Source organism: Pseudarthrobacter sp. B4EP4b (assembly GCF_006680095.1).
In the GTDB taxonomy this organism is placed as follows: Bacteria; Actinomycetota; Actinomycetes; order Actinomycetales; family Micrococcaceae; genus Arthrobacter.
On sequence record NZ_VHIJ01000044.1, the window covers coordinates 1 to 25,239 of the forward strand.

The 25,239-nt window shown below is 66.3% G+C and carries 23 protein-coding genes; 15 read left to right on the forward strand and 8 right to left on the reverse strand.

What is annotated here, in order from left to right; translation table 11 throughout:
* Positions 1–432, forward strand: a 432-nt coding sequence (locus tag FNL14_RS16730) for an alpha/beta hydrolase family protein (RefSeq protein ID WP_370455873.1), incomplete at its 5' end; no start/stop codon positions are given.
* 9 nt (positions 433–441) lie between these two features.
* On the opposite strand, the gene FNL14_RS16735 is transcribed toward FNL14_RS16730, so the two are convergent.
* The 6 genes from FNL14_RS16735 to FNL14_RS16760 form a co-directional block, all read right to left on the reverse strand.
* Positions 442–1,488, reverse strand: a complete 1,047-nt coding sequence (locus tag FNL14_RS16735) for a LacI family DNA-binding transcriptional regulator (RefSeq protein WP_181762683.1) — start codon at positions 1,486–1,488, stop codon at positions 442–444.
* A gap of 16 nt (positions 1,489–1,504) precedes the next feature.
* On the reverse strand, positions 1,505–2,245 hold the full coding sequence (locus FNL14_RS16740; protein WP_142062150.1) for a cupin domain-containing protein: 741 nt from the start codon (positions 2,243–2,245) through the stop codon (positions 1,505–1,507).
* Positions 2,242–3,186: a PmoA family protein gene (locus FNL14_RS16745; protein WP_142062153.1), complete on the reverse strand. Its 945-nt coding sequence runs from the start codon at positions 3,184–3,186 to the stop codon at positions 2,242–2,244. The genes FNL14_RS16740 and FNL14_RS16745 overlap by 4 nt, the downstream gene beginning before the upstream one ends.
* On the reverse strand, positions 3,183–4,304 hold the full coding sequence (locus tag FNL14_RS16750; protein ID WP_142062157.1) for a Gfo/Idh/MocA family protein: 1,122 nt from the start codon (positions 4,302–4,304) through the stop codon (positions 3,183–3,185). The genes FNL14_RS16745 and FNL14_RS16750 overlap by 4 nt, the downstream gene beginning before the upstream one ends.
* 2 nt (positions 4,305–4,306) lie before the next feature.
* Positions 4,307–5,605, reverse strand: coding sequence for an ABC transporter substrate-binding protein (locus tag FNL14_RS16755; protein WP_142062160.1), 1,299 nt, complete (start codon positions 5,603–5,605; stop codon positions 4,307–4,309).
* Between the two features lie 288 nt (positions 5,606–5,893).
* Positions 5,894–6,619, reverse strand: coding sequence for a GntR family transcriptional regulator (locus FNL14_RS16760; protein ID WP_142062163.1), 726 nt, complete (start codon positions 6,617–6,619; stop codon positions 5,894–5,896).
* 138 nt (positions 6,620–6,757) lie between these two features.
* On the opposite strand from FNL14_RS16760, the gene FNL14_RS16765 reads away from it, so the two are divergent.
* The 7 genes from FNL14_RS16765 to FNL14_RS16795 all read left to right on the forward strand — a co-directional run bounded on the left by FNL14_RS16765 (position 6,758) and on the right by FNL14_RS16795 (position 14,536).
* A complete protein-coding gene (locus tag FNL14_RS16765) occupies positions 6,758–8,140 on the forward strand; it encodes an MFS transporter (protein WP_142062166.1) in 1,383 nt (460 codons plus the stop codon).
* Positions 8,137–9,168: an L-idonate 5-dehydrogenase gene (locus tag FNL14_RS16770; RefSeq protein WP_142062169.1), complete on the forward strand. Its 1,032-nt coding sequence runs from the start codon at positions 8,137–8,139 to the stop codon at positions 9,166–9,168. Before FNL14_RS16765 ends, FNL14_RS16770 begins: the two co-directional genes overlap by 4 nt.
* Positions 9,169–9,272: 104 nt before the next feature.
* On the forward strand, positions 9,273–10,484 hold the full coding sequence (gene manD, locus FNL14_RS16775; RefSeq protein WP_142062172.1) for a D-mannonate dehydratase ManD: 1,212 nt from the start codon (positions 9,273–9,275) through the stop codon (positions 10,482–10,484).
* Between the two features lie 47 nt (positions 10,485–10,531).
* Entirely contained in the window at positions 10,532–11,467 is a 936-nt protein-coding gene (locus FNL14_RS16780; protein ID WP_091419133.1) for a PfkB family carbohydrate kinase, read from the forward strand.
* A 68-nt stretch (positions 11,468–11,535) separates the two neighbouring features.
* On the forward strand, positions 11,536–12,921 hold the full coding sequence (locus FNL14_RS16785; protein ID WP_255470889.1) for a mannitol dehydrogenase family protein: 1,386 nt from the start codon (positions 11,536–11,538) through the stop codon (positions 12,919–12,921).
* On the forward strand, positions 12,914–13,537 hold the full coding sequence (gene eda, locus FNL14_RS16790) for a bifunctional 4-hydroxy-2-oxoglutarate aldolase/2-dehydro-3-deoxy-phosphogluconate aldolase (RefSeq protein WP_142062178.1): 624 nt from the start codon (positions 12,914–12,916) through the stop codon (positions 13,535–13,537). The genes FNL14_RS16785 and eda overlap by 8 nt, the downstream gene beginning before the upstream one ends.
* A gap of 57 nt (positions 13,538–13,594) precedes the next feature.
* Positions 13,595–14,536 carry a carbohydrate kinase gene (locus FNL14_RS16795; RefSeq protein ID WP_142062181.1) on the forward strand — a complete coding sequence of 314 codons (942 nt, stop codon included), beginning with the start codon at positions 13,595–13,597 and terminating at the stop codon, positions 14,534–14,536.
* A 16-nt stretch (positions 14,537–14,552) separates the two neighbouring features.
* On the opposite strand, the gene FNL14_RS16800 is transcribed toward FNL14_RS16795, so the two are convergent.
* Positions 14,553–15,422, reverse strand: a complete 870-nt coding sequence (locus FNL14_RS16800) for a ThuA domain-containing protein (protein WP_142062184.1) — start codon at positions 15,420–15,422, stop codon at positions 14,553–14,555.
* 116 nt (positions 15,423–15,538) lie between these two features.
* Here FNL14_RS16800 and FNL14_RS16805 point away from each other — a divergent pair, with 116 nt between their 5' ends.
* Both FNL14_RS16805 and FNL14_RS16810 read left to right on the forward strand, forming a co-directional pair.
* Positions 15,539–16,831 (forward strand): DUF6379 domain-containing protein, encoded by a 1,293-nt coding sequence (locus FNL14_RS16805; RefSeq protein ID WP_142062186.1) that lies wholly within the window; start codon positions 15,539–15,541, stop codon positions 16,829–16,831.
* 29 nt (positions 16,832–16,860) lie between these two features.
* Positions 16,861–18,339: a DUF6379 domain-containing protein gene (locus tag FNL14_RS16810; protein WP_142062189.1), complete on the forward strand. Its 1,479-nt coding sequence runs from the start codon at positions 16,861–16,863 to the stop codon at positions 18,337–18,339.
* Positions 18,340–18,425: 86 nt separating this feature from the next.
* Here FNL14_RS16810 and FNL14_RS16815 read toward each other — a convergent pair whose 3' ends face one another.
* A complete protein-coding gene (locus FNL14_RS16815; RefSeq protein WP_142062192.1) occupies positions 18,426–19,382 on the reverse strand; it encodes a LysR family transcriptional regulator in 957 nt (318 codons plus the stop codon).
* A gap of 239 nt (positions 19,383–19,621) precedes the next feature.
* On the opposite strand from FNL14_RS16815, the gene FNL14_RS16820 reads away from it, so the two are divergent.
* The 5 genes from FNL14_RS16820 to FNL14_RS16840 all read left to right on the forward strand — a co-directional run bounded on the left by FNL14_RS16820 (position 19,622) and on the right by FNL14_RS16840 (position 25,231).
* Positions 19,622–20,911, forward strand: a complete 1,290-nt coding sequence (locus FNL14_RS16820; protein ID WP_091419146.1) for an ABC transporter substrate-binding protein — start codon at positions 19,622–19,624, stop codon at positions 20,909–20,911.
* 52 nt (positions 20,912–20,963) lie between these two features.
* Positions 20,964–21,923: a carbohydrate ABC transporter permease gene (locus FNL14_RS16825; RefSeq protein WP_142062195.1), complete on the forward strand. Its 960-nt coding sequence runs from the start codon at positions 20,964–20,966 to the stop codon at positions 21,921–21,923.
* Between the two features lie 3 nt (positions 21,924–21,926).
* Positions 21,927–22,763, forward strand: coding sequence for a carbohydrate ABC transporter permease (locus FNL14_RS16830; protein ID WP_142062198.1), 837 nt, complete (start codon positions 21,927–21,929; stop codon positions 22,761–22,763).
* Positions 22,764–22,898: 135 nt separating this feature from the next.
* Positions 22,899–23,675 (forward strand): TIM barrel protein, encoded by a 777-nt coding sequence (locus FNL14_RS16835; protein ID WP_142062201.1) that lies wholly within the window; start codon positions 22,899–22,901, stop codon positions 23,673–23,675.
* Positions 23,672–25,231 (forward strand): GMC oxidoreductase, encoded by a 1,560-nt coding sequence (locus FNL14_RS16840; protein WP_142062204.1) that lies wholly within the window; start codon positions 23,672–23,674, stop codon positions 25,229–25,231. The genes FNL14_RS16835 and FNL14_RS16840 overlap by 4 nt, the downstream gene beginning before the upstream one ends.
* Positions 25,232–25,239: the final 8 nt, after the last annotated feature.

Below are 25,239 nucleotides of genomic sequence, written 5' to 3' on the forward strand. Positions count from 1 at the left end.
GGGCGGGACCGGCTGGGCGGGTTGGGAGTGGAACCTGAGCATCGCGACGTCGGGGCAGACGCCGGTGGCGTCCGCCTCACCGGCGTGGTGAGCCAGTCCGGCGTCCTCAACCTGGCAGAGGCCGAAAGGCTCAACCTCAGCAACGGTGCGGTGGCCAACCTGCTGGGCGGTCCGTCGTCGGAATATCCCGGCCGTCACCGGTATGCGGACCCGGTGGCAGCGCTCCCACTGGGCGTTCCGGTCTATGCCGTCCACGCCACGGAGGACGAGGACGTGCCGCTGGCTATGTCCGTAACGTACGCGGAGGCCAGCCTTAACGGACAGGTGCCGGCGCAGCTGGTCACGGTGCCCGGGGACCACTTCGCACTCATCGATCCGGCCGAACCGGCATACCAAAAATGCCGAGAGCTGGTCCGGGAATTGCTGGGATGACCTGGAGCGCTAAGCCCGCACCCGAGCCGTTGATTCCCTGAATACCAACTCCATTGGCGCCAGGGACAACGCCTCAGTGGCGGGCTGCTGCCCCCGGATCCGGGCGATGAGTTCGGACATGCTCCGGGCTCCAAGCGCCTCCAGGTCCATGTGCACGCTGGACAGGGTGGGGATCAGGAACGAAGACTCGGCCATGTCATCCCAGCCGAAGACGCTCACATCATCCGGCACCGCAAGGCCATGTTCATGCAGTGCCCGGATGACGCCGATGGCCATCTGGTCGTTGGCAGCAAAAACCGCGGTGACGTCCTTGACGGCCGAGATCTTCCGCCCCGCAGCGTAACCGGAGGCCGGAGACCAGTCGCCCACTGCAACCCCCATGGATACCAGGCCAAGCTCGGCCACTGTTTCCTCGTAGACAGCCCGCCGGTTCCGCGCCGACGGCCAGGCTGTTGGCCCGGCGACGTGGAAGAAGTTCCGGTGTCCCAGCGAGGCAAGGTGCTCAACAATTTTTCGTGCCGCAGCGCCGTCCGCCAGGCTGCCCCGCGCACGCATCTTGTTGTCGTACTCGCCGGCCACCACCATGGGAACAGCCGCGGACTGCCGGGCGGCCGGGCTCCCCTTGGGCCTGGGGACGAAGGACAGGATGCCGGCGATGTCCTCGCCGCCCAGCAGGGTTTCCAGCTGGTGCGCGCGGGCTTCGGCGGTTCCCTCAATGGCCACAACGTCCACGCGGTATCCGGCCGAATGGGCGGCCGCGGCGGCTCCATTGAGCATCCGGGCGGGGAAATACAGCGAAGCTTCGGGAACTACCACTACCACCCGGTAATGCTCCCGGGACCGCAATGAGCGGGCTGCCAGGTTGGGTGTGTAGTGAAGCTCGGCGAGGGCCTTTTCCACGCGCTCCAGGGTTGCCGGCTTGAGCCCGCCAGGGGCTTTGAAGTACCGGGACACGGTTTGGTGGGACACGCCGGCAAGCGCGGCCACATCGTAGATGGTTGGCGCTTTTGCCTTGCCCTGTGTCATGGCTTCCTGTGCCACTGCTTCCTGCGCCATGTCCGGTGGTGTCCCTTCACCTGCTGCCGTTGCTGTCCCATTTTTGCAGCATTCCGCACATCCCCAGGACGCGCTCCCCGCTCGAAGGCGCGCTCCGGGTGACGGCGGCATCCTTGAAATGGCTGTACCTGCCTTCCGCAAGGTCCGCAAGCCACCCTTCCGTGCGGGCAGCCTCGGGTGCGATGGTCTCCTTCCACAGCTCCTGCCAGTCAGGTACCCGCGCCTGCACCAGGCGGACGGCGTCACGGTGGAACCGCTCGACGGCACCGACGTCACCCGCCTGCGCGGCCTCCTTCAGCCGCAGGTAGCCGGCCAGCGCTGCGTCCCTCCGGGTGCGCGCCGCAGCAGGCAGCGAGGACGACGGCGAGGCGGGGCCGGCGTCGAGCGTTGCAGCCTGGGCATACCGCTTCGCGTCCGCAACGACCTCCGGCTCGAAAGTGAGGACGGCGTCGCCGGCCTCCGGCAGTCCGCCATTTTGCATAATGGCCAGGATCTCCAGGTTGTCCTCGTTGACCAGCCGGTGGATGGTGCCCGGGCTGAACCAGAGCAGGTCATCGGGGGCCAGATCATAGGATTCGTATCCTGAGGCGCGGATCGTTTCCACGCGTCCGGACCCGGACAGCACCAGGTACGCCTCCGTGGACGCGGTATGCATGTGGGGAGAGCCGCCGCACACCCCGTCACTGGCTTCCCAGCTGTAAACGCTCAGGCGCGTCAGGCCCACGCTGCCGGGGAAGGGGAGTGCCTGGGTCTTCATGCCCTGGTCCGGTCCGCCGCGGCTTTCCGCTGGAGGGTTTCCCCGGCCAGGGTGGCGAGATGGTCCAGCCGCTCCTGGTCCGGGTCGCCGTCCGCGATCACCACGGCATACCGGTTGACCATTGTTTCGCCGGCGGCGAAGGTGACCTCAGTGCTGAAGAACGGGGCAGGACCAAAGCAGGCAAAGGGCTCGGACCGGGCAAACCATTCCGGCGGGTGTTGGGCGTTGGTGGTGGCGTCAGCGATCAGCATTGTGGAAAACCGGCAGGTGTCATCGTGCTGGCCCACGAATGCCAGCCAGGGGCCGCGGGTCCCGCGCAGCGCTTCGCCGCTGGCTCCGCCCGGGCCAACGATGCGGCCGCCGGTAAATTCGCGCGGGCCCCGCCAGAACAGTCCGCCGTACCCGGCGTTCTCCCGCCCTTCGGTGGTGGGCGAGCCGATGTGGATGTCGCCGCCGGAGACGTTCGTCATCTCCGTTTCGAAGACAAGGGTCCAGGCGGCGTCAGGGCCCGGGGTAATCCGGATGGTGCGGGTTTCGTCCACCACGTGCTTGCCGGCCTGCGTCCACCAGCCCAGCGTGTGGCTAAAACGGAACGCGCCGCCGTCGAGCCCTGCTTCGATTACGCGCCCGTGGCGCATGCTTCCGTTGTTGGGCAGCCACGTGTAATCCTTGCCGCGGCGGTAGCTGGGCCCGCCCCAGAAGTTGTCATCGCCGAAGTGGGGCAGGGACCAGGCAATGCCCTTGTGCCAGACGTGGTCCCACGGGCGGTACGCGGTGACCGTTTCGCCCGCCGTGGTGCGCAGCGGGTGGAAGAAGGGGCGCGGCGACTCGCGCTGTTCGTCCGTGGCATCGTACGTGTAGGTGGCGATCTCCACGTCACCGAGCGATACGGTCAGGGACTGGTTGTCGTCGCGCCAGCTGAGTGCGGCTTCGGTACTCATGCTTCGAGTGCTTCCTCTTGTTTCCAGGGTTCCAGGTGTCCGTCCATGCGGGTGAAAAAGGGGCTCGACTCGTCAATCTGGCCGCGCGAAACAGTGGTCCCGCTGACGCTCGACGCGTAGATAGCGGCCGCGAGTTCCATGGTGGCATAGGCGTCTGAGATGGAGACAGCAGCCGGTTCCCCGGCCTGCAGGCTCCGGATGATCGCCGCGTACTGCGCGGGGTGTCCGCTGGGGTGGTCCGCCCCCTCGTTCCAGAGGCCGACGACGGCATCCTGGCCGGGTGCCGGGGTCACCTTCCAATGGTGGTCGCTGTAGCCGTAGAGGTGTTCGAGCTCCACCGTTGCCTTCTCGTAGTCCAGCCGAAGGTAGGAGGTTTCGCGGGGGGAGATGACGGAGTTGACGACAGTGGCGATCGCCCCGGATTCGAAGCGGACCACCGCAGCTGAGGCATCCTCCGTATCTGTTGTGCGGGCCAGCTTGCCCGCGAAGGCCGTCACTTCGGACCATGGACCCCACAGGTGCAGGAGCAGGTCGAACTGGTGGATGCCGTGGCCCATGGTGGGCCCACCGCCCTCCACATCCCAGAGCCCGCGCCAGGGAACATCGAAGTATGGCTGGTCGCGGAACCAGAGGGTGTTGCAAGTGCCCACCAGCTGCCTACCCAGGGCTCCGGATTGCTGGAGTGCGAGCAGCCGCTGCGCGCCCGAGCCGAAGCGGTGCTGGAAGATGCAGCTCAGGGAGCCTGCGGACGCCTGCTCCGCGGCTTCCAGCTGCCGCATCTGGTTCAGGGACAAGGCCGGCGGCTTCTCGATCACGGCATGCAGACCGAAGGACAGCGCTTCCAGTGCCAGCGGAAAGTGGCTGGAGGGGGGAGTGCAGATGGCTGCGAGATCCAGCGCACCGCCGTCGAGCGCTTCTGCCAGGCTTGCCGCGGTCCGGGCGACGCCCCACTTGCCGGCAAAAGACTCCGAACGCGCGGGGTCCACGTCGATCGCTGCCGCGAGTTCGACGCCGGGTTGCTGCTTGAGTGCCTCGGCGTGGGCATTGGCGATGCCGCCGGTGCCGATGACAGCGACGCGAAGGGGGGTACCGGCGTCGTGATTCCTGGGGTGGGTCATATCTACTTCCGGAGTGAGGAGGACAGTTCGTCGATGAAGGGCCGGGCCGCCCTTTCGGGGGTGGTGCGTTCGAAAAGGATGTCCGAGGTGTAGCGGCTGAGGATGTCGGTGATGGTGCTGCCGCCGGCAGGCGTGATGGGCGGGGCGGGCCTGACCTCGTCGGCGATGGCGTTGGTGAACTCGATCGCGGCCTTGTCCGTGGCGTTCAGCTTGGCGGCGATGGCTTCGCGGACTTTTGCGTTGGCGGGTATGCCGCGTTCAGTGAGCATGATGTCGGCCGCGGTCTGGCTGTTGGTGAGGTAGTTCAGGAATTTCTCCGCCGCCTTCTGGTGTTTGGTGCGGGATGAGACGGACCAGAACATGGATGGCTTGTAATAGGCCCCGCGTTCTGCGGCGCTGGACTCGCCGGGCAGGCGCAGCAGCTTCAGCTCCTGCCCGCTGGCGCCCGAGTAGGCCGTGAGCTGGGTGCTGAACACACCGGAGAAGCCCATCTCGTTTTTGGCCAGGGGTGTCTGGTTCAGCGAAGCGGTGGCACTTTCGATGATGGCCGATGGCTTGGCGCCGGCGCCGGATGTGGACAGGTCCCGGACGTTCTGCCAGAACGAGACGAGCGTTTCAGGCTTGATCACCACGTTGCCCGCGTCATCGTAAAGCCGGTCGCCGTGCTGGCGCGCCCAGATATAGAGGTCCTGATCCCCGTACTGCACACCCACGCCGGTGCCTGCCCCGCTCCGGCTGATCTGCTGGCCGATTTCCCGGTAGTCCTCCCACGTCCACGTGGTGTCATCCGGCAGCGCCACCCCGGCTTTGGCCAGGACACTTGGGTTGGCAGCGATGCAGAACGTGGCGATGCCGGTGACCAGGCCAACTAGTTCCCCGTCCACCTCCCCGCTCTTGAGGGTGTCCGGGTCGATGCCGGAGGTGTCCAGGCCGGCTAGTTTTTTGATGTCCAGCAGGGCGCCGCGGTCGCCGTATTCCCGGACGTACTTCTCGTCCATCTGGATGATGTCCGGCGCGTCGTTGGCTGCCACCTGCGTTGCGAGCTTGTCCCAGTAGCCGGTCCAGTCGCTGTATTCACCCACCACAGTGATGTTGGGGTTCTCCGCCTCGAAGGCGTCGATGACTTTCTGGGTGGCTTTCTGGCGGGCATCACCGCCCCACCAGGTAAAGCGGATGGTGACGGGGCCGGACTCCTCGGCAGCGGGGGTGCCGCCGGCCGCGCAGCCGGACAGGGTCAAGGCAGACGCGGCAGCGGCGGCGGAGAGCAACAGGTAAGTCCGGCGGGTTGGTTGGTGGTTCACAGGCAGACCTTTCTTGCCGGAAGGACGGGCCACTGCGGCGTGGAGTTCTTCCCGGATTCCGAAGATGGTGCATGACATTGGGGAGGATGGGTTCCTCAGCACAAGATGTCCGATCGCCGGCCGGCCAGGAAAGTGATCGGTAACACCAGTATTAGTTATCGATCACTTTTCTGTCAACGCTTTAGCGGACTGGTTTTACGGAGCGGGGAAAAGCCGGGTCCCTGCCGTCGCTGCCCATGGCAAGGGGCTCTGCTGCCAAGGACGCTGAAGAACTGACGCGCGCCCTTGCTACGTCAGGCGGGCGACGCTTCGCCTCCCGGGACGGGGCGCTGCGCCGTCGGAGAAAAGTTCAGGGGTGGATTCCTGGATGCGCTGGACGTCCTCGAAGACGCCCCGCAGGTGGAGGCGGAGACTGCTGTCGGCATCGTTAAGGTTGTTTGTCTCCAGGGCATCCACCACGGCGGTGTGCTGCTCGATGAGCGTGGCCACCGGCCGGGTGTCCAGCAGGCTGAGGCGGCGGGCGCGGTCAAGGTGCGCCTTGGCGGAGTTGACGGCCGCCCAGGCGGACTCGTGTCCCGCCATGCGCAGCAGCTCCCGGTGGAAGTCCTCATCCAGCCGGAAGAATTCCTCCACGTCGCCGGCGGCATCGGCCTCCGACTGGGCCTTAAGAATCTCCCGCAGGCCGGCGATGCCCGCGCTGTCCACGGCAAGATCGCGCAGCGACGCGCATTCAATGGCCTCCCGGACAAACTGCGCTTCGGACACCCGGGCCAGGTCGACGAGGGAAACAAACGAACCGATCTGGGGGAAGACCTGGACCAGGCCCTCCTCGCGCAGCAGGATCAGGCTCTCGCGTACCGGGGTTCTGCTGACGCCCAGTTCCTGCGCGAGCTCGTTCTCGGACAGCGGTTCCCCCGGGGGAAGCTGCAGCGAAATGATGCGCCGCCGAAGCGTCTCAAGGGTCTGGTCCCGCACGGACAGCCGCGGGGTCGCGCCTCGTTTATCCCTAGCCATGACCTCATTCTATGCTGTTGACACACTAGAATGGTAGTGCTTGTATGGTAGTAGAACGTGCTGCTGGTCACTGCTGCAGACCCGCCGGCGTCCCCCGTTTTATCCCCTTCGTTCGCATCGCCTGCAAAGGAGCACCTGATGACCGAAAGCATTGCGCCCCCCAACACGAAAGCGGAAGCAAAACCCACCCGCGAACTGGCCAAAGTCGCCGTATCCGGCTGGCTGGGAACAGCCATGGAGTTCATGGACTTCCAGTTGTATTCGCTGGCGGCAGCCATCGTCTTCAACAAGCTCTTCTTCCCCGACGTCAGCCCGGTCATCGGCCTCATCGCCGCCATGGCAACGTACGGCGTGGGCTACGTTGCCCGTCTTGCGGGTGCCGTTTACTTCGGCCGGATGGGTGACAGGATCGGCCGCAAGAAGGTCCTCTTCATCACTATCGCCCTGATGGGTGCGTCCACAACGCTGATCGGTGTCCTCCCCACCTACGCCATGATCGGCATCTGGGCCCCCATCCTGCTGGTGGCCCTGCGCCTGGCGCAGGGCTTCGGTGCCGGCGCCGAGATCGCCGGCGCTACCGTGATGCTGGCTGAGTTCGCTCCCGCCCGCCGCCGCGGCCTCATCTCTTCCCTCGTGTCCCTGGGCACCAACTCAGGAACCCTGGCCGCATCTGCCATCTGGGCAATCCTGGCCGCAACCCTCTCCGAGGAGCAGCTCCTGGCCTGGGGATGGCGCATCCCGTTCCTGTTCAGCTTCGTGCTGATGATCTTCGCCGTCTGGGTCCGCCGGTCCCTCAAGGAAAGCCCGGTCTTCGAAGAGCGCGCCGACGTCGTCGATGGCGTTGCACTGTCCAAAAGCGAAATCGCAGCGACGCAGGAACTGGCAAAGACCAGCACCATCGAAGCTGCGCTGCACCAGCGCAAAGGCAAGGCCTTCCTCATCGCCCTCGGCCTTCGCTTCGGGCAGGCAGGCAACTCCGGCCTCGTGCAGACCTTCCTCGTCGGCTACATCGCCACCGTCCTCCTGGTGGACAAGAGCGTGGCCACCAGCGCCATCATGTACGGCTCACTGCTCGGCTTCCTCACCATCCCCGTCATGGGCCTCCTCGGTGACCGCTTCGGCCGGCGGCCGCTCTACCTGGCACTCAGCTCCCTCACCGCGCTGTTCGCCATTCCCATGATGTTGATGGTAACCAGCGGCAACACAGTCCTCATCACCGTCGCCATGGTGGGAGGCCTCAACCTGGGCGTGCTGAGCCTGTTCGCCATGGAGAGCGTCACCATGGCCGAGTTCTTCGGCGCCCGCACCCGCTTCACCCAGCTCGCGCTCGCCAAGGAGATCGGCGGCATCCTCGCAACCGCCATCGGCCCGCTGCTGGCCGCCACGCTCACCGCAATCACCGGCCACTGGTGGCCGCTGGCCGCGATGCTCGTCGCCTACTCACTGATCACCCTCATCTCGGCCTTCGTTGGTCCCGAGGTCCGCGGCCGCGACATGGTCCGCCTGGAAGACGCAGTATGAAAGCCGTTGTAGTCCACGGCGCCAACGATCTCCGGATCGATGAACGGCCCGAGCCGGTTGCCGGCCCCGGGGAAGTAGTGCTCGACGTCGAATGGGGCGGCATCTGCGGATCTGACCTTTCGTACTGGCGCCACGGCGGCTCGGGGACGGCTGTACTGAAGTCGCCGCTGGTCCTCGGTCACGAGGTGGCGGGCCGGATTGCCCAGCTCGGTGCCGGCGTCACGGACCTCGAAGTGGGGCAGCCGGTCACCGTCCACCCCGCAGAACTGGTGGGCGACGGCAGCATGCCGGAGCGCCTCGCCGGCCGCACCAACCTCTACCCGCAGATCCGGTACTTCGGCTCAGCCGCCTTCGACCCCCACACTGATGGCGGCTTCAGCGAACGCAAGCTCGCCCGCGCCTCCCAGATCCGGCCGTTGCCCGAGGGCGTGGACACCCTGCACGGCGCACTGGCCGAACCCCTCGCCGTCGCCCTTCACGCTGTCGGTCGGATTGGAAACCTGTCCGGCCGGGACGTGCTGGTCAACGGTGCCGGCCCCATCGGATCCCTGGTGGTCGCCGCAGCGAAGTACGCCGGCGCCAGGAACGTGATCGCCACTGACATCAGCGAAGCGTCACTGGCCATTGCGAAGGCCATGGGTGCCGACGAGGTGTTGAACGTCTCGGCGGGCGGCAGCCTTCCGCAGGACATGGAACTTGTATTTGAAGCCACCGGCATTCCAGCCGTCCTCGGCGGGGTCCTGCGCGCCACGGCCCGCGGCGGCACTATCGTCCAGGTGGGCAACCTGCCCGGCGCCCCCGCACCCGCGGCGCTGGGGGACCTGGTAACCAGGGAGATCACCTGGATCGGCTCGTACCGGTTCGTGGATGAGATCACCGACGCCCTCCGCGCCATGGCCGAAGGCCTGGACGTGTCACCGGTTATCACCCACACGTTCGATCTCGACCAGGCGGAGGAAGCCATGCGCGTTTCCGCAGACCCCGCCACCGGAAGCAGCAAGGTCATGCTCCGCCTCAGCACCACCTGACCACCCCACCCAACTGAGTAGCAGTAAGTGTCGTTATGGCGGCTCATAACGACACTTACTGCGACCTACTTGCTCTATCTACCACCCACCTGAAGGACCAACCAGTGAAGATCACCGACGCACGGGTAGTGGTTTCGTCGCCCGGACGGAATTACGTCACGCTCGTTATTGAAACCGAGGACGGCATCACCGGCATCGGCGACGCCACCCTGAACGGGCGCGAGCTGTCCGTGGCGTCCTACCTGTCCGAGCACCTTTGCCCGCTGCTGATCGGCCGGGACGCCCGCCGCATCGAGGACGCCTGGCAGTACTTCTACAAGGGTGCCTACTGGCGCCGCGGCCCGGTGACCATGACCGCCGTCGCCGCTATCGACGTCGCGCTCTGGGATATCAAGGGCAAGGCCGCCGGCATGCCGGTGTACGAACTCCTCGGCGGCGCAGCCCGCGAGGGCGTGATGGTCTACGGCCACGCCAGCGGCTCCACGCTGGAGGACTTGGGCGCAGACTTCCAGCACCACCTGGACCTCGGTTACAAGGCCATCCGGGCCCAGGCCGCCGTCCCGGGCCTGGAAAAGACCTACGGAATCGCCCCGGTGGACGGCAAGCTGTACGAGCCCGCCAGCGGCAACGTCCCACAGGAGGACACCTGGGAGACGACGGCGTACCTGGACTTCGCGCCGAAAATGATGGCCCACGTGCGCGAACAGTTCGGCTACAACGTGCACGTCCTGCACGACGTGCACCACCGCCTGACCCCCATCGAGGCGGGCAGGTTGGGCGCCTCGCTGGAGCAGTACCGGCCCTTCTGGATCGAGGACCCGACGCCGGCCGAGGACCAGTCCGCGTTCCGCCTGATCCGCCAGCACACCACCACGCCCATCGCCGTCGGTGAGGTGTTCAACTCGATCTGGGACTGCCAGCAGCTGATCACCGAACGGCTGATCGACTACATCCGCACCTCCGTGTCGCACGCCGGCGGCATCACCCACCTGCGCCGGATCTTCTCCCTCGCCGACCTCTACGGCGTGCGCTCCGGCTCCCACGGCGCGGGCGACCTCTCGCCGGCTTCCTTCGCCGCGGCCCTGCACGTGGACATGAGCATCCCCAACTTCGGCATCCAGGAATACATGGGCCACCGGGAACCCGCCAACGAAGTCTTCACCACCTCCTACACGTTCAATGACGGCTACATGCACCCCGGGGATGCTCCCGGCATCGGCGTGGAGTTCAACGAGGAAGCCGCCGCCCGCTTCCCGTTCGACCCCAAGTACCTGCCCATCAACCGGCGGCTCGACGGATCGGTGCACGACTGGTGAGCATCCCTACCCAACACCCGAAGCAAGAGCCGTTCGACGTCGTTGTAATGGGGGAGATCCTCGTTGAGGTGGCCACCGACGTGGCGTTCGGCCACGGCGTCCCCGCCCAGCTCGGCATCTCCGGTGACGCCCTGAATGTTGCCGCGGCAGCCGCTGCCGCGGGTGCCCGCGTGGGCCTCCTGTCCGTACTGACCGACGACGACCTCGGCAAGGCGATCGCCGCCAGGATTGTGGAACTCGGCGTTTCCCCCGACCTGCTGAAGTTCCGCCGCGGCCAGCAGGGCGTCTACCTGGTCCACTGTGACCCGGACGGCCAGCGCGAGTTCTCGTATGCCCGCACCGGCAGCGTCGGGTCCACGTTGGGGCCGGACGACGTCGACCCGGCAGTTTTCGCCGCTGCCGGCGCCGTGGTGGCGGGAGGTATCGCCTGTGCCATCTCAGAGTCATCGCGCGCGGCGGTTTTCAAGGCCGCCGCCGTGGCGAAGCGCTTTGTGTTCGATCCCAACTACCGCCCCCGCCTCACCTCCGTGGAGGAGGCGACGGCGGCCCTGCTGGAGCTCGCGCCCCGCGCCTTCCTGGTCACTCCATCCTTCCCCGGCGAAACATCGGCTCTCCTGGACTGCCCGACGCCGGTTGAGGCCGCCGCGAAGCTGCGCAGCCTGGGTGCGCGGAACGTCGCGGTCACCTGCGGTGCCGACGGCATCCAGCTGGACGGCGAAGGCCAGGACAAAACCTGGATCGACTCGATCCCGGCTCCGGCTGTGGTGGACCAGACCGGCGCGGGCGATGCCTTTGTTGGCACCCTCACCGCCCGCCTTGTCCTTGGCGACAACCTTTCCGCCGCTGCGAGGTACGGAGCAGCAGCTGCATCACTGGTGGTGGGCGGCAAGGGCGGCACCGGCTTCATCCCCACCCTGGAGCAAACCCGCGCCCACGCTTCCGTCGGGCTGGCACCGGAAGGAGCAGCGCCATCACACGCCTAAGCGCTGCCTCCCTTGCCGGCAACGACAAACACCGCGCACCCCTTGCGGACCGGACCATCCGGCCCGGCATCGTCCACCTCGGGCTGGGTGCCTTCGCCCGCGCCCACACCGCCGTCTTCACCGAAGAAGCCATGCTCGCCACCGGCGATTCCGGCTGGGGGATCATCGGAGTCACGCAGCGTTCCGACACCGTGGCACGCCAGCTGGCTCCGCAGGACGGACTCTTCTGCGTCGCTGAGCGGGGGAGCGGCGCCGCGCCGCTGCGCGTGGTGTCCAGCATCGTGGAGGCCATCTCGGGCCGGGACCGGCCGGATGCCGTGGTGGACCGCATCGCCGGGGACAGCACGCGGGTGGTGACACTGACGGTCACCGAAAAGGGCTACCGGATCGATCCGCACACCGGTTCCCTGAACCTCGCGGATGACCAGGTCCAGTCAGATCTTGCCGGGAACCCGCCGCTGACCGCCATCGGACAGGTCACGCGCGGCATCCAGAAACGGGCCATGGCCGGCGCAGGACCGCTCACCGTGGTCTCGTGCGACAACCTGCCGGGCAACGGTGAACTGACCGGCACCCTGGTCAGGGCGTTCGCCACCGCCCTGCCTGAGGATGAATCCGGGCCGCTGCTTGCTTGGCTGAAGGACAACGTCACCTTCCCCAGCACAATGGTGGACCGGATGGTGCCGGCCACCACAGCAGATGACCTTGACGCCGTCGAACGTGAACTGGGACTCCGGGATGAGGCCGCCGTGGTGGCCGAACCCTTTATGCAGTGGGTCATCGAGGACAACTTCGCGGGGGACCGGCCCGCCTGGGAAAAAGCCGGGGCGCTGTTCAGCAACGATGTGGCCGCGTGGGAGGCGGCCAAGCTGCGCCTGCTAAACGCGAGCCACTCGATGCTGGCATACCTCGGCCTGGCGAGCGGCAAGGCGACCATCAGCGACGCCATCGGCGAGGACGTATTCCGCGTGGCCTGCCAGCGGATGCTGGCCGAGGACGCGCTGCCCACCATCAGCCTCCCCAAGGGATTGGACGGCGAAACGTACTGCGCCCAGGTCCTCGAGCGCTTCGCGAACCCGGCGCTGGGCCACACCACCGCCAAGGTAGGCAGCGACGGTTCACAAAAAATCGGCCTCCGCCTGCTGACCACCGCACGCGCCGCCCTCGACGCCGGCCGTGAACCGCGCTGGGCCGCGCTCGCCGTGGCCGCGTGGATGCACCACGTGGCCACCACTGCTGCGGCAGACCTGAACGATCCCCTGGCGGACGAGCTCCAGAAGGCCCTGCCCGCTGAGCGGTCCGCCGCCACCGTGGTGCCGGCGCTCCTGGGCGTGCGCAGCATCTTTGGCGCCGAGCTAGCGGCCAACACCACCTTCGCGGACCTGCTGACGCACTGGTACCGCATCATCGACACCGGGCTGGAAGGCCTGAGAAATGAGATCACCCATGGCTGACGCAACCAGTGTCCTGCACGTTTCCCCTGTCATCCCGGTGGTTACCATCGGCGATCCGCAGCACGCCGTTCCGGTGGCGCGGGCACTGGTTGAGGGCGGAGTGCGGATCATCGAGCTGACGCTCCGCACGGACACTGCGCTTGAATCACTGAAGCGCATCGCCAATGAAGTGCCGGACATCCTGGTGGGCGCCGGCACCATCCTCACTCTTGCCCAGGCCGACGATGCCGTGGCTGCGGGCGCCCAGTTCCTGGTCAGCCCCGGCGTGACGCCGACGCTGCTGGACCACATGCTGCAGCTGGACGTTCCGGTGCTGCCGGGCGTGGCCACGGTGGGGGAGGTGCTGGCTGTCCTGGAGCGCGGCCTGACGGCGATGAAGTTCTTCCCGGCCGGACCCGCCGGGGGGCCCGATTATCTGGCCGCCATTGGTGCGCCCATCCCGGCCGTCCAGTTCTGCCCCACGGGCGGCATCAGCCTTGCCTCCGCGCCGGAGTACCTGGCGCTGCCTAACGTCACGTGCGTCGGCGGCAGCTGGCTCACGCCCCGTGCTGCGGTGGAAGGTGAAGACTGGGCGCAGATTACCCGGCTGGCGCAGGGGGCTGCCGCTCTGGCCTGACACAAACTTGCCTGACACAAACTGCTGCCGGCGCCGCTCCTCTGGCAGAGTATGGGCATGCTCACAGTTATTGGCGAAGGCCTTGTTGACGTTGTCCAGCGCGCCTCCGGGATCGAGGCCCACGTGGGCGGCAGCCCGCTCAATGTTGCGGTGGGCCTGGCCCGGCTGGACCACCCCGTGCAGTTCATCGGCCGCTACGGCCGGGACGCGTACGGCGATTCCGTCGCCGCCCACCTGCGCTCCAGTTCTGTGATGCTTCCGCTGGGCCCGGACGACCTTCCTACCAGCGTGGCCACCGCCCTGATTGACGACGACGGCGCCGCTACCTACACCTTCGACCTCACCTGGGAGCTTCCCGGCATCGCCGACCGGCTGGCGTTTATGCTGCAGGGCACCACCCTGCTGCACACGGGCTCGATCGCGACGATGCTGGCGCCCGGCGCCAAGGACGTACTGGCCGCCGTCGAATACGCCCACCCGCGCGCCACCATCAGCTTCGACCCCAACTGCCGGCCCAGCATCATCACCGACGTGGATTATGCGCGCCGCCACACGGAAAAGTTCGTCTCACTCGCTGACGTGGTGAAGGCCTCCGACGAAGACCTCGCCTGGCTCTACCCGGACACGGACGTGCTCGACGCTGCCCGCCGCTGGCTGGAACTGGGCGGCAACGAGGGCCCGGCCATGGTGGTGGTCACCCGCGGAGCAGACGGGCCGTGGGGGATAACCCGGGCCGGCGAGGCGCGGGTGGCGGCACCGCGTGTTCAGGTGGCAGACACGGTGGGCGCCGGCGATTCCTTTATGGCAGCCCTGCTGTCCGGCTTGGTGGACCGCGGCCTGGACGGTGCCCAGAACCGCAAGGACCTGCGCGAACTTCCGGCAGAGGGCATGGCCGAACTCCTTGCCCACGCGGCCAAGGCGGCGGCCGTTACGGTGTCACGGCCGGGCGCCAACCCGCCCACACGGGCCGAGCTGAACGGTTCGTCGGGGGAGGGCTAGGCCGGATTGCCCCTCGTTACCCCTCGTGGTTGTAGTAAGGCCACGGCAGGAAGCGACGCTCACCGCGACGGTCCGGTCCTTCCAGGCTGACTTTGCCCCTGGCTGCCCACTCCACGCCGCGGGGGAACATCCGGATGAACTCGATCCGCCGGAAGGTGTCAATGTCATGCCCGATGGTGATGGTGAAGCTGCGGCCTTCGCCATAGTTGTTGATCCAGGCAAGGGGCTGCAGCGTGTTGATGCCCGGGAGGCCCTCGATGCCCTCCGCCGGAATGGCCACCGGATAGTGGGGCATGGGCCACATCGGCGCGTTCTGGTACGACTCCAGGTCGTCAAACACTGAGAGAAGCACCTCCGCGCCGTCGTACAGCTGGACGCCCGTCAGGATGTCGTCCCCTGTCACCGTCCACGTGTCGCTGATGCCCTCCGTGATGGCATGGCGGGGCCGGGCCGTCTGCAGCACGGCCTCACCCCAGGGACGCGGACGCAGCCCGGTGGGAACGCTGAGCTTCGCGCCCCGCATGATGTTGTACTCCTCGGGGTAACCCCAGTCGTCCTCCTGAACAGCCGAGCCGTGGAACCAGACGATGCCTTTCCCGTCGTCGTGGACAAATTTCAGTAGGGCCGCGTCGGTTTCAGCGCCGAAACCGACGGCTTTTTCGTGGTATCCGTCGCGGCCCTCGAACACGATGATGACCACGTCGTACCTGTCGATGACGTTCGCGCCAAGCCCCCGCGGGTCCTCGATCACTCGAACGCGGAACCGGCCCGTGTCCTCAAGCACCGTGGTGAGCCACTGGTTGTGGGCCCGGAAGCTGCGGAATTCGTTGTCGTGCTCGCAGGTCATATGCCCGGAAAGGATGAGGGCGTTCAACACGTCAGCCACGCGATCTGGGCTCCTTTTATTTGGCAAGTCGGGTTAGGGAGAAAGCTTACATACTTTAGTGTGAAAGCGACATAACGATGCTACGATCGGTGTGCACCTAGAGAGAGTGAGCAACGATGCTTCTCGAAAGAGACCTCATCCAGTCCGTCGGCTTCCGCAACGTCACCGAGGGCGGGCGTGTGACCGGCTTCCAGTTCCGTGTCCGGATGCCTTCCTACCGCGGCATGGCCGCGTCGCTGATCGACGGCATCGCAGTCCGCGTGGGCAACATCGTCGACGTCGGCCCTGAGGTTCCGCTGTGGACCTTCGGCGGGCGGACCTACACGCTGCAGCAGCTCTGGGAGAGCGACGGCGTGCGCTGGCCCCTTGAGGAAGCCGCAGTGGTCACCGTTCCGTTCGACGGCGGCCTGCCGCAGGGCGTCCATGAACTCACCATCGAACTGCGGCTGCGCATGTCCTACATTCCCGTGGAGCACCAGCCCACCGTCCACCGCGTCAGCCGCGCAGTCACGCTGGCCCCGGAGGGCGGCGGGGGCACTTTCCGTTACGGCGTTTCCCTCTACAGCTACATGGGCGACTACGGCACGGTCATGGACCTGGAGACCGCGTTGGCCTCCATCGCGGACGTGGGCGCCACCGGCGTCGAGATCCTCGGCGAGGGCCACGTCCCCGGCTACCCCGAACCCGACCCTGCGTGGATCGACAACTGGTTCAGCCTGCTCGAGAAGTACTCCCTGGAGCCCACGAACTACGGGTCCTGGATCGATACCCGCCTGCACCCGGGCCGGAGCATGACGGCTGCCGAGGGTGCAGGGGCGCTGCAGCGCGACCTGCGGCTGGCCCGCCGGCTGGGCTTCGGCTTTGTCCGGCCCAAGATCGGCGTGGTGTCCAGCGACCTGGTCCCCGACCCTATTTGGACTGAATCTGTGGAGCGTTCCCTTGACCTTGCCCACGAACTGGGGGTCATCATCTGCCCCGAGATCCATTCGCCCACCCCGATCAAGCACCCCGTCGTCGAGGACTACATCAGCCTCATCGAACGGACCGGAACCAAGAACTTCGGCCTGCTCATCGATACCGGCATCTTCCAGGACCGGCCCATCCCGCTGCGCGACGGCGAGACCCGCGAAACCAGGCCCGCCTTCCTGGACGGCATCGGCGTGGACCCGGCCGACTTCGCAGCGATTGCCCAGTACGTGGTGTTCGTCCAGGCGAAGTTCCACGACATCAGCGACCAACTCGAGGACCAGCAGATTCCCTGGCTCCCCGTCCTCAAGGCGCTCAAGGACGCGGGCTACACCGGCTACCTCTCCAGCGAATACGAAGGCGACCGGACGCCGTGGCGGGCCGTCGAGCAGGTACGCCGCCAGCATGCCCTGATCCGCCGCATCACTTCCGAACTTCCCTGACCCCTCCCTCCCAGCAAAGAGAACAGACAATGCCAAACGGACTTCTTGACGATTCAAGCCTCCGCACCCACCCGGACGGCCTGGCCCTGGCCCTGACCCTGCCGTGGTATCGGAGCCTGTGGCTCTCCTCGGTCTCCAGCCTGCGGCTCAGTATCGACGGCCAGGACGTGCCTGCCGAGGACCTGGCCCTGGAACTTGGCGGCACACGCTACGCGCTCGCCGACCTCCCGGCCCAGAGCGAAACCCTCTGGTACCTGCAGGAGCACCCCCTGCTGATCGCCAAGCGGGACACCCCTGCAGCCCTGGGCGAGGAGCACACCGTACAGCTCATCGGGGAGCTGCGCCTGCCTTACATGCAGATCGCCCCGGGCCAGGACGGCGGCCCCGGGATGTATGTCCCCAACTTCGTCAACCAGACACTCAAGCTGACTGTCACGGACAGGGCCGCTGCGGCTCCTGTATTAACGACGGCGGTCACCCCGCCTCCGCCAAAGGCTGAGGACGATCCGTTCTCGCTCGGGCTCACCCTGTACTCGGCCAGCGCCGAGTTCCGGGCCGGCTGGTACGACTTCGACGGCCTGCTGAACCGCGTGGCGGAGCTGGGCATCGGCCCCGGCATCGAGATCGTGGCCTCCCAGGTCCTGCCGACGTATCCGCACGTCTCGGATGACTTCGCGCGGTCCTGGCAGGAGGCCTTCGACAAGCACGGCTTCACCGCCAGCTCCTTTGGCGCCAACCTGGACATGGGCCGGCGCCGCGACCGGGACATGACATCCGAGGAGGAATACGAGTTCACACAGACGCTCTTCCACGGCGCCAAGAAGCTCGGGTTCCCGCTGGTCCGCATCCAGAGCGCCAAGCCGGACCTGCTGCGGCGGCTGCTGCCGCTTGCCGAGGACCTGGAGCTCAAGCTTGCCTACGAGATCCATGCGCCTCTGGGTCCCAACTCGCCGGAGATCATGAAGGTCCGCGACGTGTACGCGGAGCTCGATTCACCGCTGCTGGGCTTCGTGGCCGACTTCTCCTCCACCATGCACAGCATGTCTCCCACGCTCCTGCGTGCCGTCCGCCGGGCCGGGCTCGACGACGAAGCGGTCCAAAAGCTGCAGGCCATCTGGGCCACCGACGCCCCCATGCGGGCGCGGCAGGAGGAGTTCATCGGCTACCTGCGGGCACGGGATTTCGATCCTGCCCGCCTTGGTTCCTTCGCGCACCTGGCCTTCAACATGCACGGCCATGTCAGCCCGAAGGAGTGGGCGGACATCATGCCCCAGATCATGCACGTCCATGCGAAGTTCTACGACATTGACGACCACGGCAACGAGCCAGCCATCGACTACCCCGAGCTCGTCCGTGTGTTTGTGGAGGGCGGCTACCGCGGCTACTGGTCCAGCGAATGGGAGGGCCACGCCTTCGCCGAGCTTGGCGAGGTGGATCCGCTGCTGCTGGTCCGCAAGCAGCACGACCTGATCCGCAAGAGCATGCGCTCGGCGCTGGCGTCGGCCTGACCCCCAGCGTTGTGCATCCCCGGTGCCCGTCCGTTCACCCGGCCGGGCACCGCGGCCTTTAAGCCGGGGACCCTTAACTGCGGCTTTTATGCCGGGGCTTGAGGGGCGTCCTTGGCGGCCGCGGCGGCGACGATATCGGCCGCCTCCTTGAACAGGCCCCGCATCCACTCATGCTCCGAATCGCGGTTGTGCACCGGGTGCCACCACAGGGCGTTCACCAGCGGCGTGGCATCGAAGGGGAGCGGGAGGATCCGCACGCCGCCCACCCGCAGCGCGAAGGGTATCAGCGCCGCCTGGATGAGTGCGATCCGGTTGGTTCCCACCACAAAATGCGGCAAGGACTGGAAGCTCTCCACCACCACGTCCACGCGCGGCTCAACGCCCAGCTGCATGATCTGGCGTTCCGCGGAGGTTGACGCGGACCTGGTCTGGTAGGTCATCACCCACGGAAGTTCGGCGATGTTCTCCATGGTGATGCTCTCGCCGACGGCGTCGTTGGACGCAGAGACCACCGCCACCCAGCCGTCCCGCCACAGGTCCAGGTAGGGGAGCCCGGAAAGGAACCCGTGCGGAATCACCATGCCGTCCACGGAGCGGAGCCGGTTGGCTGCGTCTTCCACCACCATCGGATTGTGCAGCATGAACCGGAACCGGACGCCCGGCGCACGCTCGGCCGCAAGCTCGGAAACCACCCGGCCAACGGTGGTAAATCCATAATCGGAGCCGTAGATGGAGAACTCGCGCTCGGATTCAGCGGGCTCCCACGTGGCCTGGCTCTCGAAGACGCGCCGGGCCGCCTCCAGCGCCGTGGTGGTGTGCTCAGCCAGCCGCAGGGCGAAAGGGGTGAGCTCATAAGCATTGCCGCGGCGGGCCAGGATGGGATCCCCAAAATGGGACCGGAGCCGCGCCAGCGAAGCACTCAGCGCCGGCTGGCTAAGGTGGAGCCGCTCGGCCGCCCTCGTCACGCTCCGCTCGGTAATGAGGGCATCCAGCGAGATCAGCAGGTTGAGGTCGAGCCGGGAAAGCAGGACATTATTCGTCACGGCTTGGCGATCTTTCAACGGTGAACTTTCGTCCCGCCAGTGTATCAGCGGCATCAATAGGGCCAGTGTGACGCATCACGTCCTCCGATGCACACCAAGGGCTTCCGCAGACCTCCGCGAAACTTATGTCTAGCATCCGCAATACTTATGTGCTTTTTCTGCACATCTCCTGCATACTGATGAGTGACCGGGGTCACGGCTCCCGGATATTTTCGACAACGAAGTCAGAAAGGCTGAACATGGCACAGCACCGCCACACCGCGGCTATGAAGGTTATCGGCGCCCTCGCCGTCCCAACCATCGCCGCCCTTGCTCTCACCGGTTGCTCAAGCTCCGCTGGCAGTACCTCATCGTCGAATGGGTCCAAGGAGTTTTCCCTGTCTTTTGCGACGTCCAACACCATTGAGAGCCCGTTCCAAAAGCTGGCCGAGGACTACATGAAGTCCCACTCCGATGTGAAAATCACTTTCAACCCGCAGCCCAACGACTCCTATGACCAGACCCTGCGCACCCAGCTCCAGGCAGGCAATGCCTCCGACGTCGTGGTGACCTCGCCCGGCTCCGGCACCGGACGCAGCATCCTGCCGCTCGCCGAAGCCGGCTTCCTTGAGCCGCTGGACGACGCCGCCAAGGAACTGCTTCCCGAGGGAAGCGGCAGCACCTTCGGCCACGATGGCAAGGTCTACGGCCAGGCCACGGAAATCACCGTCGCTGCCCTTGTCTCGAATGAGACTGCCGCTGAGGCAGCCGGCGGCTTCCCCGCCGACTTTTCCTCCCTCCAGGAGCAGTGCAAGGCTCTGGAATCGTCCGGAAAGTCCCTCTTTGCCCTCGCCGGAGCAGCGCCTCCCAATACCGGCCTGATGGCGATGTCCCTGGCGGCCTCCCGCGTCTATGCGGAAGACCCGAAATGGAACGACAAGCGCGCCGCCAAGGAGACCACCTTCGCCGGTTCCGACGGCTGGAAGTCAGCCCTCCAGGCAGTCAACACCCTTAAAGATGCGGGCTGCTTCCAGAAAGGTGCTGCGGGCGGCGGTTTCGACGCCATCACCAAGGGCCTTGCCGGCGGAACGTCCGTGAGCGGCTTCATCCCGGCCCCCAGCTGGAAGCAGCTGGAATCGGCCGCCGGCGGCGCCAAATTCGCTGTCCGGGCACTGCCGGCTGAAAGCTCGAGCAAGAGCTACGTCTTCGCCAGCGCGAACTACGCTTTCTCCATCAACGCAGCCTCCAAGAACAAGGACGCTGCCAAGGCATTCCTTGACTGGGCTGCCGAGCCGGAGCAGACCAAGGCCTTCGCCGAGATCGACGGCGCCCTTCCGGTCACCGGACTGGACAAGTACGACTTCGGAAGCGGCGCCTACAAGAACGTCGGCGACCTGATCAAGGACGGAAAGTACGGCCCGCTGCCGAACATCCAGTGGCCGAATTCCGCCGTCTACGACGCGCTGGCCACAGGGGTCCAGGGCATCATCACCGGGCAGAAGAGCCCCGACCAGGTCCTGCAGGCCATGGACGCCGCCTGGGGCCAGTAGCGTTTTTCACCATCAACGTTCCGACCACTCAAAGGGACAAGCAAGGAATACCATGACTGCGACGATGCAACCGAAAAGCGAAGCAGCAGAAGCACCCCGGCGAGGCAGGCGCACTCCGGGGGCGGGCCAGAACGCCCGCTCCCGGGGCCACGGCCTGGAATTCGGACACTGGTGGTGGGCCCTGCCCGGGATCGCCCTGGTGTTTGCCATCCACTATGTGGCAACCGGGATCGGCGGATTCTTCGCCTTCACCAACTGGACGGGCATCGGCGCGTTCAAGATCACCGGCTGGGCCAACTTTGAGGCCATCTTCAAGGACCCCACGAAAGTCGGAGCCCTCTCCAACACACTCTTCCTGGCCTTTGGCTCAGTCCTCCTGGGCAACATCGCCGGGCTGGTCATCGCGCTGGGCCTGAACCGCATCCTCAAGACGCGCTACATCCTCCGGACCCTGTTTTTTATGCCGGTGGTGCTCAGCCCGCTGGCCACGGCCTACATCTGGAAATACATCTTCGACTTCGACGGCCCGCTCAACGCCTTCCTCACCGCAATTGGCGCCGGCGACCAGGCCAAGCCGTGGCTGGCAGACCCGCAGTGGGCCATCTGGACCGTCCTGGTGGTGCTGGTCTGGTCTTCCACCGGTTTTGCCATGGTGATCTTTATGGCCGGCCTGGCCGGTGTCCCCGCGGAAGTGGAGGAGGCGGCGGCCATTGACGGCGCCAACCTGTGGCAGCGGTTCCGCAACGTCACCCTGCCCGCCATTCGTCCCGCCGTCGCCATCGCCACCACGCTGGGAATCGTCCAGGGACTGCGCGTCTTCGATCCCATCATGGCGCTCACCGGCGGCGGACCCGCCGGGGCAACCGAAACGCTGGCCACCCAGGTCTACAAGCAGGCGTTTGCACTCGGAAACTTCGGGGGCGGTGCCGCCCTGGCCCTGGTGCTCGCTGCCATCATCCTGATCTTCGCCGTAATCCAGCAGCGGCTGACGCGTTCGAACCCTGAGGACTAAGCCATGTTCCGCTACACCAAACTCACCCTGCTACGCGAAATCGGCCTGTGGGCGCTCGCCCTGCTGTTCCTCACGCCGTTCTACTTCCTGGTGACAACAGCCCTGAAGCCGGACACCGAGCTGTTCACCACCTCGGCCCTGGCTCCGCCCAAAAGCCCGGACTTCAGCAACTTCGTCGACGTCCTCACCGCCACCGGCAACTCCAACGTGGTGATGGGCCTGGTCAACAGCCTCATCATCACCGCGGGCAGCATCGTGGGACTCATCGCCCTCGGTTCCATCACCGGCTACGTCATCTCCCGCAGCACCCGCCGCTGGAGCAAGGGCGCGTACTACCTCTTCCTGGTGGCCATCATCCTTCCCGGCCAGCTCGGCGCCGTCCCCCTGTACATGGGTGCACGGGCCATGGGCCTGACCGGATCCGCGTGGGGCCTGATCGTCCTCTACACCGGCATGCTCCTGCCGCTTTCGATCTTCCTCTACGCAAACTTCTTCCGCGGGCTCGGCACCGACTATGAAGAAGCTGCGACCATCGACGGCGCCAGCAAATCCCAGATCTTCTCCAAGGTGGTGTTCCCCATGATGGCTCCCGCCACAGGAACGGTCACCATCTTCGCCGGGCTCATCGTGTGGAACGACTTCTTCACATCGCTGATCTTCCTGGGCGGCTCCGCCAACCAGACACTGCCGGTGGCCATGTACTACTACATCGGCTCCCTGGTCTCCCAGTGGAACTCGATCTTCGCCATCGTCATCGTGTCCATGATCCCCATCCTCGCCCTGTTCCTGTTCGCCCAAAAGCGCTTCATCCAGGGCTTCTCCGGCGGCCTCAAGGGCTGACCGGCCCGGCCGGAAACGCAAGAACTAATCCAGGCAAACGGCCTGCCGTGATCCTTTGCGCCCAAAAACAGGTGTATCCGGGCAAAGCCGCCCCCACATTCCTACCCATCACTTTCAACTACCCAGGAGCCACGCATGTACCAGCTCGCGCCCAACATCGACCTTTTGTTCTCAGAATCAGGCTCCAGCGCCGCCGACCGTGTCCGCGCCGCAGCCGCCGCCGGCTTCGACGCCGTCGAAATGTGGGGCCCCACGGGCAAGGACATTCCCGCCCTCAAGGAAGCCCTCGAGGAAACCGGAGTCCAGCTCACCGCCCAGCTGGCGGAACCGCGGATGCAGTTCATGATCCCGCCCAAGGACCACGCGCCGTTCTACACCGGGCTGGATGCCGGCGTCGAAGTGGCCCGCCAGCTTGGCTGCCCCCGCATCGTGGTGGGCAGCGGCACCGGCTTCGGCGGCCGCAAGCGGCAGGACCAGCTGGACGAACTGATCGAAATCTTCACCCAGGGCACAGCGCACATCGAGGGTTCCGGCATCACGCTGGTCCTCGAACCGGTGAACATCCGTGTTGACCACCCCGGGGCCCTCCTGGACCGCACGTCCGAAGCTGTCTACGTCGCCAGGGGCGTCAACTCGCCCAACTTCGGTGTCCTCTACGACCTCTACCACTCCACGGTTGAGGGCGAGGACGTGGCGGCGGAGCTCGCCAATGCCGGGGACCTCATCAAGTACGTGCAGGTCGCCGACGCCCCGGGCCGCGGCGAGCCCGGCTCCGGCTCCATCGACTGGCCTGCCCGCTTCGCGGACCTGCGGACCAGCGGTTACGCCGGTCCCATCGGCCTCGAGTATTACCCCACCATCGACTCGGCAAAGTCGGTGCGCCGCATCCAGGAACTGGTGGCGGGGCGGTGAGCAGCAACCGTTATCCGGCCTCGGTCGACGTCGCCATCGTCGGCAGCGGTCCCACGGCTTCGGCCTACGCGCGGATCCTCAGCGAGGAAGCGCCCGGTGCCACTATTGCCATGTTCGAGGTGGGCCCTACGGTCAGCAACCCGCCCGGGGCGCACGTCAAGAACATCGAGGACCCTGAGCGCCGCAGCCTTGCCCAGCGGGCGTCGGAAGGCCCCGGTGCCGGTGCCGCAACGGTGAACTCGCCGGGCGCCGTCAAGAGCGGTGAGCGCCGCGCGCGCCCGGGAACCTACCTGCTGCAGGACGGTTACGCCTTTCCGGGCGAGGACGGCATGCCCGTCGCGGCCATGTCCAGCAATGTGGGCGGCATGGCCGCCCACTGGACCGCCGCCTGCCCCCGCCCGGGCGGCAAGGAGCGCATCCAGTTCCTGCCGGACCTGGAAGAGCTCCTGAACGATGCCGACCGCCTCCTGGGGGTCACCACGCACGCTTTTGATGGCGCTCCGTTCTCGGACCTGGTCCGCGAACGCCTCGCCGGGGTAGTGGATCAGGGCCGAAAGCCTGCCTTCCGCGTCCAGCCCATGCCCCTTGCTGTACACCGGCGGCAGGATGGCGCCCTCGTATGGTCCGGCTCCGACGTCGTGATGGGGGAGGCCACCCGCGATAATCCGCAGTTTGAACTGTTTGATGAATCGCTGGTGACCCGTGTGCTGGTGGAGGACGGCACTGCTGCCGGCATCGAAGTGCAGGACCGCCGCAGCGGTGACACCTATCAGGTGGCCGCCCGTTACGTTGTGGTGGGGGCGGACGCCCTGCGCACACCTCAGCTGCTGTGGGCTTCCGGGATCCGGCCCGGCGCCCTGGGCCGCTACCTGAACGACCAGGCGCAGGTGGTGTTCGCGAGCAGGCTCCGCGATGTCCAGCCCGAGGACGCGCCGGCGGCGGCCAATGGTGCCCTCAGTGAGCAGAGCGGAGTGGCCTGGGTTCCCTATACGGACGAGGCGCCCTTCCACGGCCAGATTATGCAGCTGGATGCTTCCCCGGTTCCCCTGGCCGATGATGATCCCATCGTCCCGGGCTCCATCGTGGGGCTGGGCCTGTTCTGCGCGAAGGACCTGCAGCGCGAGGACCGGGTGGCGTTCGACGACGATACCCGCGACTCCTACGGCTTGCCCGCCATGCGCATCCACTACCGGCTGACCGAGCGGGACCACGAGGTACTGGACCGCGCCAGGCAGGAAATTGTCCGCCTGGGCAAGGCGGTGGGCGAACCGCTGGACGAGCGGCCCTTTGTCCTGCTGCCGGGTGCGTCGCTGCACTACCAGGGCACCACGCGCATGGGTGAGACGGACGACGGCGAGAGTGTCTGTTCGCCCGACAGCCAGGTGTGGCAGGTCCCCGGCCTCTTTGTGGCCGGCAACGGCGTCATCCCCACCGCCACAGCATGCAACCCCACCCTGACGTCGGTGGCGCTCGCCGTGCGCGGCGCACGGAAAATCGCGGAAAAGATCAACAGCTCTTTACTTATGTCCGAATCAGACAATAGACTGTCCAAATAATGAATAAG